This window comes from Alloprevotella sp. Lung230, from assembly GCF_014385435.1.
Classification (GTDB): Bacteria; Bacteroidota; Bacteroidia; order Bacteroidales; family Bacteroidaceae; genus Alloprevotella.
In genome coordinates, this window is sequence record NZ_JACSUD010000019.1 from 12,034 (window position 1) to 28,232 (window position 16,199).

Here is a 16,199-nt window from a genome sequence, read left to right on the forward strand (position 1 = left end):
CCGGTCGGTGCCCACAAATCGGTTTTTAATGTTTATCTTTGTCCCGATTTATATCTTCTACGCTATGCACCACACGATTGCTCTCTTTCTCTTCATTTGTTTGAGCCTTTCCCTGGGTTTGAACAGCAGTGCTCCTCCCGCCATGAAGGGGGAGAAACTGCGTGTGTTGTACCAACTGCCCTTTCAGACAGAACTGGACTACTACGACCTCTCAAACGATGGACTCACTGAATTTCCCAATCTCTCGATGTACAAGATTAAGCACCTCAATATCTCCCACAACGATATTGAGCGCATAAACGAGAGCGGCTATCATAAGAAAAAGGAGCAACAGATGGCTCCCTGCCTGCCCGAGGGCATAGAGACACTCGACATCTCACACAACAAGCTCCAGCAGCTTTTTATCCCTATGGACTATGCCCCTCAGTTAAAACGTCTCGATGCCTCCTACAATCGATTAGAAGGGCTGCAGCTTACTTGTAGAAACCTTAAGGAGGTCAATCTTTCACACAATAAAATAAATTTCCCGATGGAACTCAACAGCTGGGCCTACCCGCCTTGGAAAGTGCATCTCCATAAGCTCAATCTTCGCGACAATCCTCTAAATTGGATTCCCGACTATTATCAAGAGTATGTCGATACCCTCTTGTTTAATCCCCCCTTGGTCAATCATAAATGAGATGAAACGGATACTTCTCTTGTTGGGCTGTATGCTCTGCCTCGGTTGCAGTCCTCAGCGGCAAAAAGATGCAGCGGCAGCAGACAAGACAGCCCAGGATGACGCACCCGGAGCTGCACATCCGAAACTTTTACGGCTGCGCCGTCTGCCTTGGGGGACGCACATCGACACGCTCGATTTGAGCAACGATGGACTGCGCGAAATCCCCAGTTTGAGCATGTATTTCATCAAGCACATCAACCTTGCTCACAACTTGATAGACTCTATCAATGTGCATCGGTTGCCCAATGGGTTGCACAGCATAGATTTGTCCTACAATCGCCTAAAAGGACGCATAGACTATTGGGACGCTTCGATACACCAGCAACTGCGGAGTATCAATCTGTCGCACAATCGCATCACCATATTCCTGACCAATGCTGGTTCGGACTGGGCACTCCTCGACCTCTCGCACAATGACTTGCAGTGCTATTGTCCCCCGACGGAATATCATTGTCATCCGCCTCTCCGGGTAGACCTCTCGCACAATCCTCGCTGCTCGCACCTTGTCTTCCCTTGGTATCGCGACATCGGCACAAGTTTGCGCCGCACTCGGTTTGTTCGGAACGGCACAAAGGGGGAGCATCTGCCCCTTCGATTAGCGCCACGCGAGGCCTCGGAAAAGGAATGGCGCAAAGGCACGATACGCTTGATTTCTCCCCTCATCGAGATTATCAATTGAACACAAAAAAATCCCCTCGCTCGTTGAGCGAGGGGATTGGCATAAGTATGTGGTGTTGTATTATTCTGCAGTCTTTTCTTCTGCAACAACTTCTGCTTCAACAGCAGGAGTTTCGGCCACTTCGGCAGCAGGAGCAGCTTCGGCAGCCTTCTTGGAACGACGAGTGCGCTTAACCTTCTTTTCGGTCTTGGCCATGTTCTCGTTGTAGTCAACCAACTCGATGAAGCACATCGCAGCAGCGTCTTGGGCGCGGAAGCCGGTTTTGATGATGCGGGTGTAGCCACCGGGACGATCAGCTACCTTCGCACTTACTTCCTTGAAGAGTTCGGTGACAGCGTACTTATCTTTGAGGTAGGAGAAGACCACACGACGGCTGTTGGTGGTGTCTTGCTTCGACTTGGTGATAAGGGGCTCAACGTACTTCTTCAACGCCTTTGCCTTTGCTACAGTCGTAGTGATTCTTTTGTGCTTGATCAACGACACAGCCATGTTGGAGAGCATGGCAGCGCGGTGAGAAGCAGTACGACTGAGATGATTGAATTTCTTATTGTGTCTCATTTTTGTACTTTGTTTTAATGGGATAGTTGATCAATCGATCACGTTGGTGAACGTGGGATTAGTCCTTGTCCAATTTGTATTTTGAAATGTCGGTTCCAAACGACAGATTCAGACTCTCGAGCAAATCATCAAGCTCCGTGAGCGATTTCCTACCGAAGTTGCGGAATTTGAGCAGGTCGTTCTTGTTGTATTGAACGAGGTCGCCCAGTGTTTCGACATCAGCAGCTTTCAAGCAGTTGAGGGCGCGAACCGAGAGGTTCATGTCGACCAACTTGGTCTTGAGGAGCTGACGCATGTGAAGCACTTCCTCATCAAACTCTTCGTTTTCGATGTCTGGTGCATCGTCCACGGTAATCTTCTCGTCGGAGAAGAGCATGAAGTGATAGATGAGGATTTTTGCAGCCTCTTTCAAGGCATCCTTCGGGTGAATGGAACCGTCCGTCGATACTTCAAGCACGAGTTTGTCGTAGTCGGTCTTCTGCTCTACGCGGAAAGGTTCGACCGTGTACTTGACGTTACGGATGGGGGTGTAAATAGAATCGATGGGAATTACGTTGACATCGGTGCAGAACTCGCGATTTTCATCAGCGGGAACATATCCGCGGCCCTTGTTGATCGTAACTTCGATCGTCATCGTGGCTTTAGAATCCAAATGGCAAATGATCAACTCGGGATTGAGCACTTCAAAGCCCGAGAGCTGTTTGCCTATGTCACCTGCTTTGAACTCGGTGGAGTTCGAGATGGTGATACTTGCTTTCTCAGTCTCGAATTCTTCTACTAACTGTTTGAAGCGTACTTGCTTCAACTTGAGAATGATGTTGGTTACGTCCTCCTTCACTCCAGGCACCGAAGCAAATTCGTGTTCCACACCATCAATTTTGATGGCGCAGATGGCGAATCCTTCGAGCGAGGAGAGCAGGATGCGACGTAAAGCATTGCCGACGGTGGTACCGAAGCCGGTCTCCAAGGGACGGAATTCGAACTTTCCGTATTGGGCATCGTTTTCGAGCATAACCACTTTGTCGGGTTTTTGGAATGCTAATATCGCCATGAAAAATCGTATTATGTATTAGTTCTTAGAGTAGAGCTCGACAATCAGCTGTTCCTTGATATTCTCAGGGATGTCAGCGCGTTCGGGCTTGTGGAGGAGCTTACCGGACTTGGTAGCTTCGTCCCACTCAATCCAAGGATACTTGGAGTGATTGAAGCCGGCGAGTGCATCGGCGACAACTTCAAGCGACTTTGATTTCTCACGAACGGCGACGATTTGGCCGGGCTTCACGCTGAAAGAGGCGATGTTCACCACGCGACCATCGACGGTGATGTGCTTGTGGTTGACCAGCTGACGAGCAGCTGCGCGAGTGGGAGCAATGCCGAGGCGATAAACCACGTTGTCGAGACGGCACTCAAGACTCTGAAGCAGAATTTCACCGGTGATGCCGCTGGCGGAAGCCGCCTTGTCGAAGAGATTGCGGAATTGCTTTTCGAGGACGCCATAAGTGTACTTCGCCTTCTGCTTTTCGGCCAACATGATGCCGTATTCAGAGCTCTTGCGGCGACGCACGTTTTGGTTGCGTCCCTGCATGCGCTTGGTGGTGTTGCCAAAGATGTCTTCACCGAACTTGCGAGAAAGACGAACTTTAGGACCTGTATATCTTGCCATATTAAATGTTCTTGTTTATTTCGTTCAACAATAGGTCGAATTACACACGACGGCGCTTGGGAGGACGGCAACCGTTGTGAGGAAGCGGCGTCACGTCGATGATTTCGGTGACTTCGATGCCTGCACCATGGCAGGCACGGATGGCGCTTTCACGGCCGTTGCCGGGACCTTTGACGTAGGCCTTCACCTTGCGGAGGCCGAGGTCGAAAGCTACCTTGGCGCAGTCTTGAGCTGCCATCTGAGCAGCGTAGGGAGTGTTCTTCTTCGAACCACGGAAACCCATCTTACCTGCGCTCGACCAAGAGATGATTTGGCCTTCGCCGTTGGCGAGCGATACGATGATATTGTTGAAAGAGCTGTGCACGTGAAGCTGACCTTGTGCGTCAACTTTGACGTTACGTTTCTTTGCAGAGACAGTTTTCTTTGCCATAGTCTAATGATTATTTAGTAGCCTTCTTCTTGTTAGCAACAGTCTTCTTGCGGCCCTTGCGTGTGCGAGCGTTGTTCTTCGTGCTCTGACCACGGAGGGGAAGACCGATACGGTGACGAACACCACGATAGCAGCCGATGTCCATCAGACGCTTGATGTTCAACTGGATTTCAGAGCGAAGGTCACCTTCTACTTTGAATTCAGCACCAATGATTTCGCGGATTTTGGCGGCTTGGTCGTCCGTCCAATCCTTTACTTTGATGTCTCTGTCAATGCCGGCCTTATCCAAGATCTTAGCCGAACTACTGCGACCAATACCGAAGATATAGGTCAAAGCGATTTCGCCTCGTTTGTTTTGAGGTAAATCAACACCAACAATTCTTATTGCCATATACTTATTTTGTTATTTTCAAGTTGAATTAACCCTGACGAGTTTTGAACTTAGGGTTCTTCTTGTTAATCACATAGAGGCGGCCCTTGCGACGTACGATTTTGCAGTCGGCAGTGCGCTTCTTCAAGGATGCTCTTGTTTTCATATCTTGATATTTGTTTTATTTGTATCGGAAAACGATTCTGCCTTTCGACAAATCGTAAGGGCTCATTTCCACTTTCACTTTATCACCAGGCAGGATTTTGATGTAGTGCATACGCATCTTGCCAGAGATGTGAGCAGTGATGGGATGACCATTCTCTAACTCTACATGGAACATCGCGTTGCTCAAAGCCTCGATGATGGTTCCATCCTGTTCAATTGCAGTTTGTTTAGCCATAGATGTTCTTCTTTAATAGCGTTGTCCTTCTATTCGTTCAATCTCTTCAAACGTGGAGAGGATTTCGGCCTTGCCGTTGTGAATGGCAATCGTATGCTCAAAGTGCGCCGCGGGACGACCATCACGAGTGGTGACGCCCCAGAGGTCGGGCAGCAGCGCCAACTCGGGGCTGCCGAGGGTGACCATGGGCTCAATGGCAATGCAAAGGCCGTTCTTCAATTGCTTTCCGGTGCCGGGTCGGCCGTAGTTGGGCACTGAGGGTTCTTCGTGCATCTCACGGCCGATGCCGTGTCCCACGAATTCTCGAACAATGCCGTAACCTTGGGCCTCGCAATGGCGCTGGACAGCATGACCTATATCTCCCAGCCGACGCCCGGGGAGGGCTGTATCAATGGCTTTGTAAAGGCTCTCTTTGGTGGTACGAAGAAGAGTTTTAGTCTCTTCTGCCACCTCACCGACACAGAAAGTGTAGGCCGAGTCGCCACAAAATCCATTGAGGAAAGTGCCGCAGTCTATCGACACGATGTCGCCATCTTGAAGTGGGCAATCGTCGGGGATACCGTGGACGACTACCCCATTGACAGAGGCACAAATCGAAGCGGGAAAAGGCTTGGCGCCCGGCATCCCTTCGGGAAAGCCCTTGAAAGTGGGCACTGCGCCATGGTCTCTGATGAATTGCTCGGCCAAGGTGTCCATCTCCAAGGTGGACACACCCGGCTTCACAATCTTCGCAATTTCAGCAAGCGTTGCGCTGACCAATTGGTTAGCTTGGCGCAAGTAGCCGATTTCTTCTTCAGTCTTCAGATAAATCATCTGAGTAGAGGGTCTATTAGGCTTATACGTTTGAACGGTGGCGAGTGTGTCCCGCATTCAACATTCTATCGTAGTTGCGCACCGACATGTGGCTGTCGATTTGCTGAATGGTATCCAGCACGACACCTACCAAAATGAGCAGCGATGTTCCTCCGAAGAACTGTGCAAAACCTTGCTTGACCCCAATCAGGCTGGCGAAGGTGGGGAGGATGGCAATCAGGGCGATGAAGAGCGACCCGGGAAGCGTGAGGTGGGACATGACATTGTCGATATAGTCGGCCGTGTCCTTACCAGGCTTGATGCCGGGGATAAAACCATTGTTGCGCTTCATGTCCTCGGCCATTTGCACGGGGTTCATCGTGATGGCTGTGTAGAAGTAGGTGAACGCTACGATGAGGAATACAAATACGATGTTGTAGAGGACGCTGTGGTGATCGAGGAATTGATGCAGGATGGGGTTTTGACTGTTGAGGGTCTGCACCAGCATCATGGGGATGAACATAATGGCCTGAGCAAAGATGATCGGCATTACGTTGGCGGCAAAAAGCTTGAGAGGGATGTACTGGCGTGCACCACCCACTTGATTTTTGCCCTTTCCTTCGATACGCTTAGCGTACTGAACGGGAACTTTACGTACGGCGCGAACCAAGAGAATCGCTACCGCCATGACTCCAACCAAAGCGATGATTTCAATCAAGAACTTAATCAAACCACCTCCTTCTGCACCCGAGAGCGCCGAAACAGCCTCTTCGAAGAAAGCAGACGGCATGCGGGCGATGATACCAATCATAATGATGACGGAGACACCATTGCCGATACCTTTGTCGGTGATACGCTCACCCAACCAGAGCACAAACATCGAACCTGCAGCAAGAATTATCGTCGAAGAGATGATAAATCCGAGGCCGTCGCCCATGAGGAAAGCGGCTTCGCCGGTGGTCTGTTTGAGATGGAAGAGATAGGTTGGAGCTTGGAAAGTAAGAATGGCCAAGGTCAAAAAGCGCGTGTACTGATTGATCTTTCGGCGGCCACTCTCGCCCTCCCGCTGCATTTTTTGGAAATAGGGAACTGCAACTGCCAAGAGCTGAATAACAATCGAAGCTGTAATGTAGGGCATGATACCCAAAGCAAAGATTGAAGCTTGTGAGAATGCACCACCAGAGAACATGTCAAGGAGCGACATCAGGCCGCCCTGCGTTTGTTTCTGCAGCTCTGCCAACGCGTTTGAGTCAATGCCGGGAAGCACCACGGTCGAACCAAAACGATAGATGGCCACGAACAAGATGGTAATCAAGATTCGCATACGCAAATCCTCGATGCGCCAAATGTTCTTGAGGTTTTCGATTATTTTTTTCATTCTACTCTTAGGATTGAGTTAGTTTAGAGTTTCGTCGCAGTACCTCCTGCTGCCACAATCGCAGCTTCGGCACTCTTCGAGAAAGCATTGGCTTCCACTGCGAGCTTAGCTTTGAGCTCGCCATTGCCAAGAATCTTGTAGAGCGTCTTGGCATTGCTGATAAAGCCGGCTTCAACGAGTTCTGCAACACCAATCTTATCCAAGTTCTTAGCTTCGGCCAGGGTTTGGAGTGTGCTCAAGTTGATGCCCTTGTATTCTACGCGATTGATGTTCTTAAAGCCGAATTTGGGCAAACGACGTTGGAGCGGCATCTGACCACCTTCGAAACCAATCTTCTTGCTGTAGCCCGAACGTGCCTTGGCACCCTTGTGACCGCGGGTAGACGTACCGCCGAGACCCGAACCGGGACCGCGACCGATACGCTTGCGCGTTTGGGTGGAACCATTTGCAGGTTTGAGAGTATGTAATTTCATAATGATGTTACGTTTTGATTATTCTACTACAGTTACCAAGTGGTGAACCTTGCGAATCATACCGCGAGTGCAAGCGTTGTCTTCGAGTTCTACAACTTGATTGGGCTTATTGAGGCCGAGTGCTGCAAGCGTACGCTTTTGATCGATGGGAGCACCGATGCGGCTACGAGTTTGCTTAATCTTAATAGTTGCCATGATTAACCTCTGAAAACTTTATCCATTGATACTCCGCGATGCTGTGCAACTGTGCGTGCATCACGCATTTCACTAAGGGCTTGGATGGTGGCCTTCACCAAGTTGTGGGGGTTGGAAGAACCCTTAGACTTCGCCAAGACGTTGTGGATGCCCACGCTTTCGAAGACGGGACGCATCGCACCACCGGCCACCACTCCCGTACCTTCAGAAGCAGGAAGGATGAGCACTTCGGCGCCACCATAGCGAGCAGTTTGTTCGTGAGGAACAGTGCCTTTGATGATGGGAACTTTCACCAAATTCTTCTTAGCGGCTTCGACACCCTTAGCAATGGCTGCGGTGACTTCGCCGGCCTTACCGAGGCCATAGCCGATGACGCCCTGACCATCACCCACCACAACAATGGCAGCGAAAGTGAAAGTGCGTCCACCCTTGGTGACCTTGGTTACACGATTGATAGCAACGAGTCTATCTTTCAATTCTTCATTGTTTGCGTTTACTCTGTTTGCCATAATCTTTAGAATTTGAGACCAGCCTGACGAGCGCCTTCGGCAACTTCCTTTACGCGGCCATGATAGAGATAACCATTACGATCAAAAACGACAGTGGAAATACCGGCTTCGAGGGCTTTCTTTGCCACGGCTTCGCCCACCTTGAAGGCTTGTTCCTTCTTGGGGCAAGCTTCAAGTCCCAGAGAAGAAGCAGCAACGAGGGTGTTGCCCACTTCGTCGTTGATGATTTGAACATAGATCTGCTTGTTGCTGCGGAAAACGCTCATACGAGGACGTTCGGCCGTGCCTGAGATCTTATTGCGAACGCGATACTTAATCTTAACGCGTCTTGCATCTTTTTCTTTTGTCATAATCTTGAGTCGTGATTAGAGATTACTTAGCACCTGCTGACTTACCCGACTTACGACGGATTTGTTCGCCAACATAAAGCACACCCTTACCCTTGTAAGGCTCAGGTTTGCGGAAGGAGCGAATCTTAGCGCAAACGAGGCCAAGAAGTTGCTTATCGCAAGAAGTGAGGCAGATGTAAGGATTCTTGTTGCGTTCCATCTTTGTTTCAACCGACACTTCCTTGGGAAGCTCGATGACGATGGGGTGCGTAAAGCCCAAAGTGAAGGTCATTCGGTTGCCGGCGTTTTCCACGCGATAACCAACGCCGACCAGTTCCATTTCGGCTTTGTACTGTTCCGTCACACCTACGACCATATTGTTGACCAAAGCGCGGTAGAGACCGTGGAAAGCTTGCTTTTGCTTTTGCTCTACTTCGCTCTTTTCGTCAATGGCGAAAGTGATCTGACCATCTTCGATTGTGACAATGATAGAGGGATCAACAGCCTGAGAGAGTTCACCCTTCGGACCCTTAACGGTCACTACATTATCCTGGAGCGTTACATTGACACCCGCAGGGATGTTAATCGGCAATTTACCAATTCTAGACATTTTGTTCCTCCTGTTTTTTAATATACATAGCAAAGGACTTCACCGCCAATCTTCAAGGCAGCTGCTTCTTTGTCGGTCATCACTCCCTTAGAGGTAGAGATAACAGCGATACCCAAACCGTTGATTACGCGGGGCATATCACGATAGCCGGTGTACTTACGCATACCGGGGGTGGAAACGCGCTTGAGGCTCTTGATAGCACTCACCTTAGTGGCAGGATTGTACTTGAGAGCGATTTTGATGGTACCTTGAGGACCTTCTTCCTCAAACTTGTAGTTGAGGATGTAGCCCTTTTCAAAAAGGATTTTGGTGATGTCCTTCTTCAAATTTGACGCGGGCACTTCAACAACGCGATGCTTAGCTTGGATGGCGTTGCGAAGACGGGTCAAATAGTCTGCTATAGGATCAGTCATTATTGTGTGGTGTTTAATTTATCGGGACATTCCCGACAGTGTTAAATAAAAAATGAGTTTCTCTTGAAAGTTCCGATGCTTACCAAGAAGCCTTGCGAACACCGGGAATCAAGCCAGCCGAAGCCATTTCGCGGAATTGGATACGAGAGAGACCGAAGAGGCGGATGTAGCCTTTGGGACGTCCCGTGATCGCGCAGCGATTGTGCAGGCGGATGGGGTTGGCATTGCGAGGGATAGACTGGAGCTTCTGAGCAGCTTCGAAAGCAGCCTGAGGGTCGTCGCTGGTGTTGACGATTTTCTTCAGGGCGGCACGCTTTGCTGCATACTTAGCCACCATTTTAGCACGCTTCACTTCGCGCGCTTTCATTGATTCTTTTGCCATATCGCGAATTAGTTTTTAGCGTTCTTAAAGGGAAGACCAAACTCTTTGAGGAGTGCGTAGCCTTCTTCATCGGTGGGAGCAGAAGTCACGAAAGTGATGTTCATACCCAAGATGCTGTCGATAGCATCGATATTGATTTCGGGGAAGATGATTTGTTCCTGAATACCGAGGGTATAGTTACCACGGCCGTCAAACTTGCTTTCGATACCCTTGAAGTCGCGGATACGAGGGAGGGCAACGCGAACGAGCTTTTCGAGGAATTCGTACATGCGTTCACGACGGAGGGTCACCATCACGCCGATAGGCATTTTCTTACGAAGCTTAAAGTTGGCAACGTCCTTCTTCGACACCGTAGCCACGGCCTTTTGACCAGTGATGGCAGTGAGTTCGTTGATAGCCACATCAATAATCTTTTTGTCGGCAACAGCCTTACCAAGACCTTGGTTGATGACAATCTTTTTGAGGACGGGGATTTGCATAGAAGAAGAGTAGTTGAACTGCTTCATCAACGCAGGAGCAATACGCTCTTTGTATTCTTTCTTGAGTTGTGCGGTATTCATTACTTAATCTCCTCTCCTGATTTTTTAGCAATACGAACGAGTTTACCATCCTTGAGCTGACGGCCGATGCGTGTGGGCTTGCCGGTCTTGGGATCAACAACGTTCAAGTTGGAAATGTGAATGGGAGCTTCCGTCTTGACGAAACCACCCTGAGGATTCTGTGCGCTGGGCTTTTGGCTCTTCTGAACCATGTTCACACCTTCTACGACAGCACGCTGCTTGTCTACAAGCACGAGAACGACCTTACCGGTCTTTCCCTTGTCCTTGCCAGCGAGCACGCATACGGTGTCACCCTTCTTAATATGTAACTTACTCATTTGAGATCGTATTCTTTATTCGTGTGGGATTAAAGTACTTCGGGTGCCAAAGAAACCACCTTCATGTTTACTGCACGAAGCTCACGGGCAACGGGGCCGAAGATACGGCTGCCTCTCAACTCACCTGCATTGTTCAAGAGAACGCAAGCATTGTCATCAAAGCGGATGTAAGAACCGTCAGCACGACGGATTTCTTTCTTCGTACGAACAATCAGGGCCTTAGATACAGCACCTTTTTTAATGTCACTTGACGGGATGACGCTCTTTACAGAGACAACGATGATATCGCCCACCGAAGCGTAGCGACGACGCGTACCGCCAAGCACGCGAATGCAGAGGGCTTCACGAGCACCACTGTTGTCGCAAACAGTCAATCTTGATTCGGTTTGGATCATAATTACTTAGCTCTTTCTACGATGTTAACAACTCTCCAACGCTTAGTCTTGCTCAAAGGGCGAGTTTCCATGATGAGCACTGTATCACCGACGTTGCAGTCGTTCTTCTCGTCGTGTGCGTGGTACTTCTTGGTCTTGGAGACGAATTTACCATAAATGGGGTGCTTTTCTTTAAACTTGGCAGCCACAACGATGGTCTTGTCCATCTTGTTGCTCACCACAACACCCTGTCGAGTCTTTCTTAAATTTCTTTCCATTCTGGATTGGTATTGATATGGTTTCGATGGTTGCAGGCTCTCCGTCATGCGCACTGCCCATTCCGAGCGATACATCCGCCTTCGAGTGTCATCAGTTGCCGTCTCGGGGGAGGAACGTTGTCGGAGGTTTGCCTCCATCTCATCCCGTTTTTACTTCTCGTTCAACACAGTCTTCATCTGCGCGATGGTGCGACGAAGCGTCTTGATCTGTGCAGGATTTTCCAGGGGAGAGATGCTGTGGTTGACAACCATCTTTTCGTAGGCGGCAACCTCAGCGGCAAGGCGCTCTGCGAGTTCGCCGTTGCTCTTGAGTTCACGAATTTCTGCAATTTTCATAATCAAGCTTTTTTGTCGTAGTCGTGTCTAACAATGAACTTCGTGGTTACGGGGAGCTTCTGAGCTGCGAGGCGGAGGGCTTCCTTGGCCACTTCGAAGGGAACGCCTTCGATTTCGAAAATGATGCGACCGGGCGTGATGGGGAAAACGTAACCTACGGGGTCACCCTTACCCTTACCCATGCGGACGTCAGCAGGTTTCTTAGTGACGGGTTTGTCAGGGAAGATACGAATCCAGCTCTGACCTTCACGCTGCATATAGCGCGTCATTGCGATACGAGCAGCTTCGATTTGACGGCCGGTAATCCAGTGTGTATCGAGGCTTTTGATACCAAAGCTACCGAAAGCAAGCTGGTTGCCGCGCTGTGCTGTGCCTTTGCTGCGACCCTTATGCGGGCGGCGATATTTTGTTCTTTTAGGCTGTAACATAATGTTCTAAACGGATAGAATTAACGGTTAGAATTTCTTCTGTTGCGGTTGGGGCGACCGCCTTCACGACGTCCACCTTCGCGGCGACCATTGTCCTTTTCAGGGGTGAAGTTGGGGGCGAGGTCCTTCTTACCGTAAACTTCGCCACGGCAAATCCAAACCTTGATGCCGAGGATACCGACTTTCGTCAGGGCTTCAGTTTGGCAGTAGTCGATATCTGCGCGGAAAGTGTGGAGAGGCGTACGGCCCTCCTTGAACATTTCGCTACGGGCAATTTCTGCACCATTCAGACGACCGCTAATCTGCACCTTGATACCTTCAGCGCCACCACGCATTGCATTTTCGATGGCCTTCTTGATGGCACGACGATAAGCGATTTTGCCTTCGATCTGGCGAGCGATGCTCTTACCGACGATGTTGGCATCAATATCTGCCTTCTTCACCTCGTAGATGTTGATTTGGACATCCTTGTTGGTGATTTTCTGAAGTTGTGCTTTGAGGGCTTCTACATCCTTACCACCCTGACCGATGATCATACCGGGACGGCTGGTGCAGATGGTGATGGTCACGAGCTTGGGCGTGCGCTCAATCACCGTGCGAGAGATGTATTCGTAAACGCTGGTGTATTCTTTCTTGCTGGCATTACCACGACCAGGCTTTTCGATGTAGCTCTTGAAACGAGCATCGAGGTATTCGCGGATTTTGCTATCTTCGAGGATGTTTTTGCCAAAGTTAGAACCACCGAACCAGTTGGAGTCCCAACCGCGGATAATGCCAAGTCGGTTGGCGATAGGATTAATCTTTTGTCCCATGTTTGTTTCTAATTAGTCGATGTTTTCTTCTTTCGTTCCCACGAAGATGGTTACGTGGTTAGAACGCTTGCGAATGCGATAGCCGCGACCTTGCGGAGCGGGACGCATACGCTTAAGCGTAGCACCACCGTCTACGAAGATTTTCGTTACGAACAATTCGCCTTCTTCTGCTTTGCGATCATTCTTTTGTTCCCAGTTGGCAATGGCCGAACGAAGGAGAAGTTCGACGTCCTTGGCGGCAGCCTTCTTGCTGAAGTGGAGCGTACCGAGGGCACGATTCACTTCCATTCCGCGTACCATGTCTACAACGTAGCGCATCTTACGGGGCGAAGAGGGGCAATCGTTCAGCTTTGCAAAATATTGGGTTTGGAGAGCTGCCTTGCGAGCTTGAGCAGCCAATCTTTTTCTTGCTCCCATTATTTAAGTGAGATTTTAGTTTTAATTGGATTGAGGTTGTTGGGTAACCGGCCTTCTGCCTTACTTCTTCTTGTTACCACCGTGGCCGCCAAACTTGCGGGTGGGTGCAAACTCACCGAGCTTATGGCCAACCATGTTTTCGGTTACGTAAACAGGGATGAACTTGTTACCATTGTGCACTGCGACGGTATGTCCCACGAAATCGGGGGAAATCATCGAAGCGCGAGCCCATGTCTTCACCACATTCTTCTTGCCATTTTCGTTCATGGCGAGAATCTTCTTTTCGAGAGATACTGCGATGTAGGGACCTTTCTTAAGAGAACGACTCATATTGCGATTCTTTTAGTGCTGTTATTTCTTACGTCTTTCGATAATGTACTTGCTGCTCTGCTTCTTGGGTGCACGAGTCTTGAGACCCTTAGCATAGAGACCAGTACGCGAACGTGGGTGACCACCGGATTGGCGACCTTCACCACCACCCATGGGGTGATCGACAGGGTTCATAACCACACCACGGTTGTGAGGACGACGGCCCAACCAGCGGCTGCGACCGGCCTTACCGCTCGATTCGAGAGCGTGGTCGGAGTTACCTACGCTACCGATGGTAGCCTTACATGCACTGAGAATCTGACGAGTTTCACCAGAAGGAAGTTTGATGACACAATACTTACCTTCACGAGAGGTGAGCTGAGCGAAGTTGCCGGCGGAGCGAACGAGGAGTGCGCCTTGACCGGGACGGAGCTCGATGTTGTGGATAACCGTACCCACGGGGATGTTCTGAAGGGGAAGTGCATTACCAATTTCGGGAGCTGCTTCAGCACCGGAGAGCAATTGGTCGCCAACCTTCAATCCATTGGGAGCGATGATATAACGCTTTTCACCGTCAGCATAGTAAAGAAGGGCGATGCGAGCCGAACGGTTGGGATCGTACTCGATGGTCTTTACCACTGCGGGAACTCCATCTTTCTCACGCTTGAAGTCGATGAGGCGATACTTACGCTTGTGGCCACCGCCGAGATAACGCATGGTCATCTTACCGACGTTGTTACGACCACCGCTGATGCGCTTACCGTAAACGAGAGATTTTTCCGGTACTGATGCAGTAATTTCTTCGAACGTACCGATAGCTTTGTGTCTTTGGCCCGGAGTTGTGGGCTTAAATTTACGTACTGCCATTTCTTTGATTAGATATTGCTATAGAAATCGATGGTCTCGCCTTCCTTCACGGTGACGATGGCCTTCTTGAAAGCGTTGGTACGTCCACGGAGGAGACCAGCGCGAGTATAGCGAGATTTGCTCTTACCAGCGTACACCATAGTGTTAACGTCGGTAACAGTCACGCCGTAACGAGCCTCAACCTCAGCTTTAATCTGAAGCTTGTTGGCTTCGGGCTTAACGACGAAGCCGAATTGATTCTGCTTCTCCGCCAGCTTTGTCATCTTTTCAGAGACGAGGGGTTTGATAATGAATGCCATTACTTCGTTTTGTTATTGGTGATTTACTTGGCGAGAACTTCTTCAATCTTAGCGACTGCGCTTTCCGTCACCACCATCACAGCGGCATCAAGCACGCCGTAAGTGTTCAGGTCGGCAGCAGCAGCAACTTTTGCCTTGGGAAGGTTGCGAGAAGAGAGATACACATTCTTATCAGCACCGGCCACAACAACGAGCGCCTTCTTGTCGGCAATCTGCAAGTTGTTGAGCAGTTCGATAAAGCTCTTCGTCTTGGGAGCATCAAACGTGAAGTCTTCCACCACGATGAGAGCATCTTCCTTGACCTTGTAAGAGAGTGCAGAACGACGAGCCAACTGCTTCACCTTCTTGTTGAGCTTGAAGTCGTAGTTGCGGGGCTTAGGACCGAACACGCGTGCACCACCTACCAGTACAGGAGAGTTGATGTCACCGCGACGTGCGCCACCGCCGCCCTTCTGACGACCGAGCTTGCGAGTAGAGCCACTCATTTCGCTGCGTTCCTTAGACTTTGCAGTGCCTTGACGCTGTGCAGCGAGATACTGCTTCACATCGAGATAAATGGCGTGATCATTGGGTTCAACACCGAAGACACCGTCGTTAAGGGTTACCTTCTTCGAGGTGTCCTGACCCTTGATATTCTTTACGATAACTTCCATGTCTTACTTTTCGATAATTACGATTGAACCATTGCAACCCGGAACGCTGCCCTTCACCAAAAGAAGGTTGTGTTCGGGGATTACCTTTAACACTCTCAAGTTCTGAGTAGTAACGCGCTTGCCGCCCATTTGGCCACCCATGCGCAGACCCTTGAAGACCTTTGCGGGATAAGAACAAGCACCAATCGAACCGGGCTTGCGAAGGCGGTCATCCTGACCGTGGGTTGTCTGACCGACACCACCAAATCCATGGCGCTTCACAACACCTTGGAAACCTTTACCCTTGGAGGTTCCTACTACATCGACGAAGTCGTTTTCACCGAAAAGCTCCACAGTGATAGCATCACCGAGATTATGCTCTTCATCATAAACGAATTCAGCCAAATGACGCTTGGGCGTAACACCTGCTTTCTTGAAGTGACCCAGTAGAGGAGCTGATACATTCTTCTCCTTTGCGTCCTGGAAACCCACTTGAACTGCAGCATAACCGTCATTTTCGACAGTTTTGATCTGAGTTACTACGCAAGGACCGCATTCGATAACTGTGCACGGCACATTCTTGCCGTCGGCACTGAAAACGGAAGTCATTCCGATTTTCTTTCCTAATAATCCTGGCATTTGGAATTTATTGATTTTTGAATTTCGTA

At 49.8% G+C, this 16,199-nt stretch carries 31 protein-coding genes; 2 read left to right on the forward strand and 29 right to left on the reverse strand.

The window, feature by feature from the left end:
- Positions 1-28 precede the first annotated feature (28 nt).
- Both H8527_RS08865 and H8527_RS08870 read left to right on the forward strand, forming a co-directional pair.
- Positions 29-679, forward strand: a complete 651-nt coding sequence (locus tag H8527_RS08865) for a leucine-rich repeat domain-containing protein (protein WP_187547491.1) — start codon at positions 29-31, stop codon at positions 677-679.
- 1 nt (position 680) lies between these two features.
- A complete protein-coding gene (locus H8527_RS08870; protein ID WP_187547493.1) occupies positions 681-1,400 on the forward strand; it encodes a hypothetical protein in 720 nt (239 codons plus the stop codon).
- Between the two features lie 60 nt (positions 1,401-1,460).
- Here the strand turns inward: H8527_RS08870 and rplQ are convergent, their stop codons facing one another.
- The 29 genes from rplQ to rplC all read right to left on the reverse strand — a co-directional run bounded on the left by rplQ (position 1,461) and on the right by rplC (position 16,170).
- The gene (gene rplQ, locus H8527_RS08875; RefSeq protein WP_187547495.1) at positions 1,461-1,958 is read right to left on the reverse strand and encodes a 50S ribosomal protein L17; all 498 of its coding nucleotides are present in this window, start codon (positions 1,956-1,958) and stop codon (positions 1,461-1,463) included.
- 58 nt (positions 1,959-2,016) lie between these two features.
- A complete protein-coding gene (locus H8527_RS08880; RefSeq protein ID WP_187547497.1) occupies positions 2,017-3,009 on the reverse strand; it encodes a DNA-directed RNA polymerase subunit alpha in 993 nt (330 codons plus the stop codon).
- Between the two features lie 18 nt (positions 3,010-3,027).
- A complete protein-coding gene (gene rpsD, locus H8527_RS08885; protein WP_187547499.1) occupies positions 3,028-3,621 on the reverse strand; it encodes a 30S ribosomal protein S4 in 594 nt (197 codons plus the stop codon).
- A gap of 40 nt (positions 3,622-3,661) precedes the next feature.
- Entirely contained in the window at positions 3,662-4,051 is a 390-nt protein-coding gene (gene rpsK / locus H8527_RS08890) for a 30S ribosomal protein S11 (RefSeq protein WP_187547501.1), read from the reverse strand.
- Between the two features lie 10 nt (positions 4,052-4,061).
- A complete protein-coding gene (gene rpsM / locus H8527_RS08895) occupies positions 4,062-4,442 on the reverse strand; it encodes a 30S ribosomal protein S13 (RefSeq protein WP_187547502.1) in 381 nt (126 codons plus the stop codon).
- A gap of 28 nt (positions 4,443-4,470) precedes the next feature.
- Complete coding sequence (gene ykgO, locus H8527_RS08900; protein WP_009752289.1) at positions 4,471-4,587, reverse strand: type B 50S ribosomal protein L36; 117 nt, start codon at positions 4,585-4,587, stop codon at positions 4,471-4,473.
- Positions 4,588-4,602: 15 nt separating this feature from the next.
- Complete coding sequence (infA, locus tag H8527_RS08905; RefSeq protein WP_187547504.1) at positions 4,603-4,821, reverse strand: translation initiation factor IF-1; 219 nt, start codon at positions 4,819-4,821, stop codon at positions 4,603-4,605.
- Between the two features lie 12 nt (positions 4,822-4,833).
- Positions 4,834-5,634: a type I methionyl aminopeptidase gene (map, locus tag H8527_RS08910; RefSeq protein ID WP_187547505.1), complete on the reverse strand. Its 801-nt coding sequence runs from the start codon at positions 5,632-5,634 to the stop codon at positions 4,834-4,836.
- A gap of 22 nt (positions 5,635-5,656) precedes the next feature.
- Complete coding sequence (secY, locus tag H8527_RS08915) at positions 5,657-6,991, reverse strand: preprotein translocase subunit SecY (protein ID WP_187547507.1); 1,335 nt, start codon at positions 6,989-6,991, stop codon at positions 5,657-5,659.
- A gap of 23 nt (positions 6,992-7,014) precedes the next feature.
- Positions 7,015-7,464: a 50S ribosomal protein L15 gene (gene rplO / locus H8527_RS08920; protein ID WP_187547509.1), complete on the reverse strand. Its 450-nt coding sequence runs from the start codon at positions 7,462-7,464 to the stop codon at positions 7,015-7,017.
- 18 nt (positions 7,465-7,482) lie between these two features.
- Positions 7,483-7,659, reverse strand: coding sequence for a 50S ribosomal protein L30 (rpmD, locus tag H8527_RS08925; protein WP_187547511.1), 177 nt, complete (start codon positions 7,657-7,659; stop codon positions 7,483-7,485).
- A 2-nt stretch (positions 7,660-7,661) separates the two neighbouring features.
- Positions 7,662-8,168, reverse strand: coding sequence for a 30S ribosomal protein S5 (gene rpsE / locus H8527_RS08930; protein ID WP_187547512.1), 507 nt, complete (start codon positions 8,166-8,168; stop codon positions 7,662-7,664).
- A 5-nt stretch (positions 8,169-8,173) separates the two neighbouring features.
- Positions 8,174-8,518, reverse strand: a complete 345-nt coding sequence (gene rplR / locus H8527_RS08935) for a 50S ribosomal protein L18 (RefSeq protein WP_222935141.1) — start codon at positions 8,516-8,518, stop codon at positions 8,174-8,176.
- A gap of 22 nt (positions 8,519-8,540) precedes the next feature.
- A complete protein-coding gene (rplF, locus tag H8527_RS08940; protein ID WP_187547514.1) occupies positions 8,541-9,107 on the reverse strand; it encodes a 50S ribosomal protein L6 in 567 nt (188 codons plus the stop codon).
- A gap of 17 nt (positions 9,108-9,124) precedes the next feature.
- The gene (gene rpsH, locus H8527_RS08945) at positions 9,125-9,520 is read right to left on the reverse strand and encodes a 30S ribosomal protein S8 (RefSeq protein ID WP_187547515.1); all 396 of its coding nucleotides are present in this window, start codon (positions 9,518-9,520) and stop codon (positions 9,125-9,127) included.
- Between the two features lie 79 nt (positions 9,521-9,599).
- Positions 9,600-9,902 carry a 30S ribosomal protein S14 gene (gene rpsN / locus H8527_RS08950; RefSeq protein ID WP_187547517.1) on the reverse strand — a complete coding sequence of 101 codons (303 nt, stop codon included), beginning with the start codon at positions 9,900-9,902 and terminating at the stop codon, positions 9,600-9,602.
- Positions 9,903-9,910: 8 nt separating this feature from the next.
- Positions 9,911-10,462 (reverse strand): 50S ribosomal protein L5, encoded by a 552-nt coding sequence (rplE, locus tag H8527_RS08955; RefSeq protein ID WP_187547519.1) that lies wholly within the window; start codon positions 10,460-10,462, stop codon positions 9,911-9,913.
- The gene (rplX, locus tag H8527_RS08960) at positions 10,462-10,779 is read right to left on the reverse strand and encodes a 50S ribosomal protein L24 (RefSeq protein ID WP_187547521.1); all 318 of its coding nucleotides are present in this window, start codon (positions 10,777-10,779) and stop codon (positions 10,462-10,464) included. The genes rplE and rplX overlap by 1 nt, the downstream gene beginning before the upstream one ends.
- A gap of 29 nt (positions 10,780-10,808) precedes the next feature.
- The gene (gene rplN / locus H8527_RS08965) at positions 10,809-11,174 is read right to left on the reverse strand and encodes a 50S ribosomal protein L14 (RefSeq protein WP_187547523.1); all 366 of its coding nucleotides are present in this window, start codon (positions 11,172-11,174) and stop codon (positions 10,809-10,811) included.
- Positions 11,175-11,176: 2 nt separating this feature from the next.
- Positions 11,177-11,431 carry a 30S ribosomal protein S17 gene (rpsQ, locus tag H8527_RS08970; protein WP_187547525.1) on the reverse strand — a complete coding sequence of 85 codons (255 nt, stop codon included), beginning with the start codon at positions 11,429-11,431 and terminating at the stop codon, positions 11,177-11,179.
- Positions 11,432-11,581: 150 nt separating this feature from the next.
- Positions 11,582-11,767, reverse strand: a complete 186-nt coding sequence (gene rpmC, locus H8527_RS08975) for a 50S ribosomal protein L29 (RefSeq protein ID WP_187547527.1) — start codon at positions 11,765-11,767, stop codon at positions 11,582-11,584.
- A 2-nt stretch (positions 11,768-11,769) separates the two neighbouring features.
- Positions 11,770-12,195 carry a 50S ribosomal protein L16 gene (gene rplP / locus H8527_RS08980; protein ID WP_124931101.1) on the reverse strand — a complete coding sequence of 142 codons (426 nt, stop codon included), beginning with the start codon at positions 12,193-12,195 and terminating at the stop codon, positions 11,770-11,772.
- A 20-nt stretch (positions 12,196-12,215) separates the two neighbouring features.
- A complete protein-coding gene (gene rpsC, locus H8527_RS08985) occupies positions 12,216-13,007 on the reverse strand; it encodes a 30S ribosomal protein S3 (RefSeq protein WP_187547528.1) in 792 nt (263 codons plus the stop codon).
- A 12-nt stretch (positions 13,008-13,019) separates the two neighbouring features.
- Positions 13,020-13,424 (reverse strand): 50S ribosomal protein L22, encoded by a 405-nt coding sequence (gene rplV, locus H8527_RS08990; protein ID WP_187547530.1) that lies wholly within the window; start codon positions 13,422-13,424, stop codon positions 13,020-13,022.
- A 60-nt stretch (positions 13,425-13,484) separates the two neighbouring features.
- A complete protein-coding gene (gene rpsS, locus H8527_RS08995) occupies positions 13,485-13,754 on the reverse strand; it encodes a 30S ribosomal protein S19 (protein ID WP_187547532.1) in 270 nt (89 codons plus the stop codon).
- Positions 13,755-13,775: 21 nt separating this feature from the next.
- Positions 13,776-14,600 carry a 50S ribosomal protein L2 gene (gene rplB / locus H8527_RS09000; RefSeq protein WP_187547533.1) on the reverse strand — a complete coding sequence of 275 codons (825 nt, stop codon included), beginning with the start codon at positions 14,598-14,600 and terminating at the stop codon, positions 13,776-13,778.
- A gap of 8 nt (positions 14,601-14,608) precedes the next feature.
- Complete coding sequence (rplW, locus tag H8527_RS09005; protein WP_187547534.1) at positions 14,609-14,899, reverse strand: 50S ribosomal protein L23; 291 nt, start codon at positions 14,897-14,899, stop codon at positions 14,609-14,611.
- Positions 14,900-14,922: 23 nt separating this feature from the next.
- A complete protein-coding gene (gene rplD / locus H8527_RS09010; RefSeq protein ID WP_187547535.1) occupies positions 14,923-15,552 on the reverse strand; it encodes a 50S ribosomal protein L4 in 630 nt (209 codons plus the stop codon).
- 3 nt (positions 15,553-15,555) lie between these two features.
- Positions 15,556-16,170: a 50S ribosomal protein L3 gene (rplC, locus tag H8527_RS09015; RefSeq protein ID WP_187547536.1), complete on the reverse strand. Its 615-nt coding sequence runs from the start codon at positions 16,168-16,170 to the stop codon at positions 15,556-15,558.
- Between the last annotated feature and the right edge of the window lie 29 nt (positions 16,171-16,199).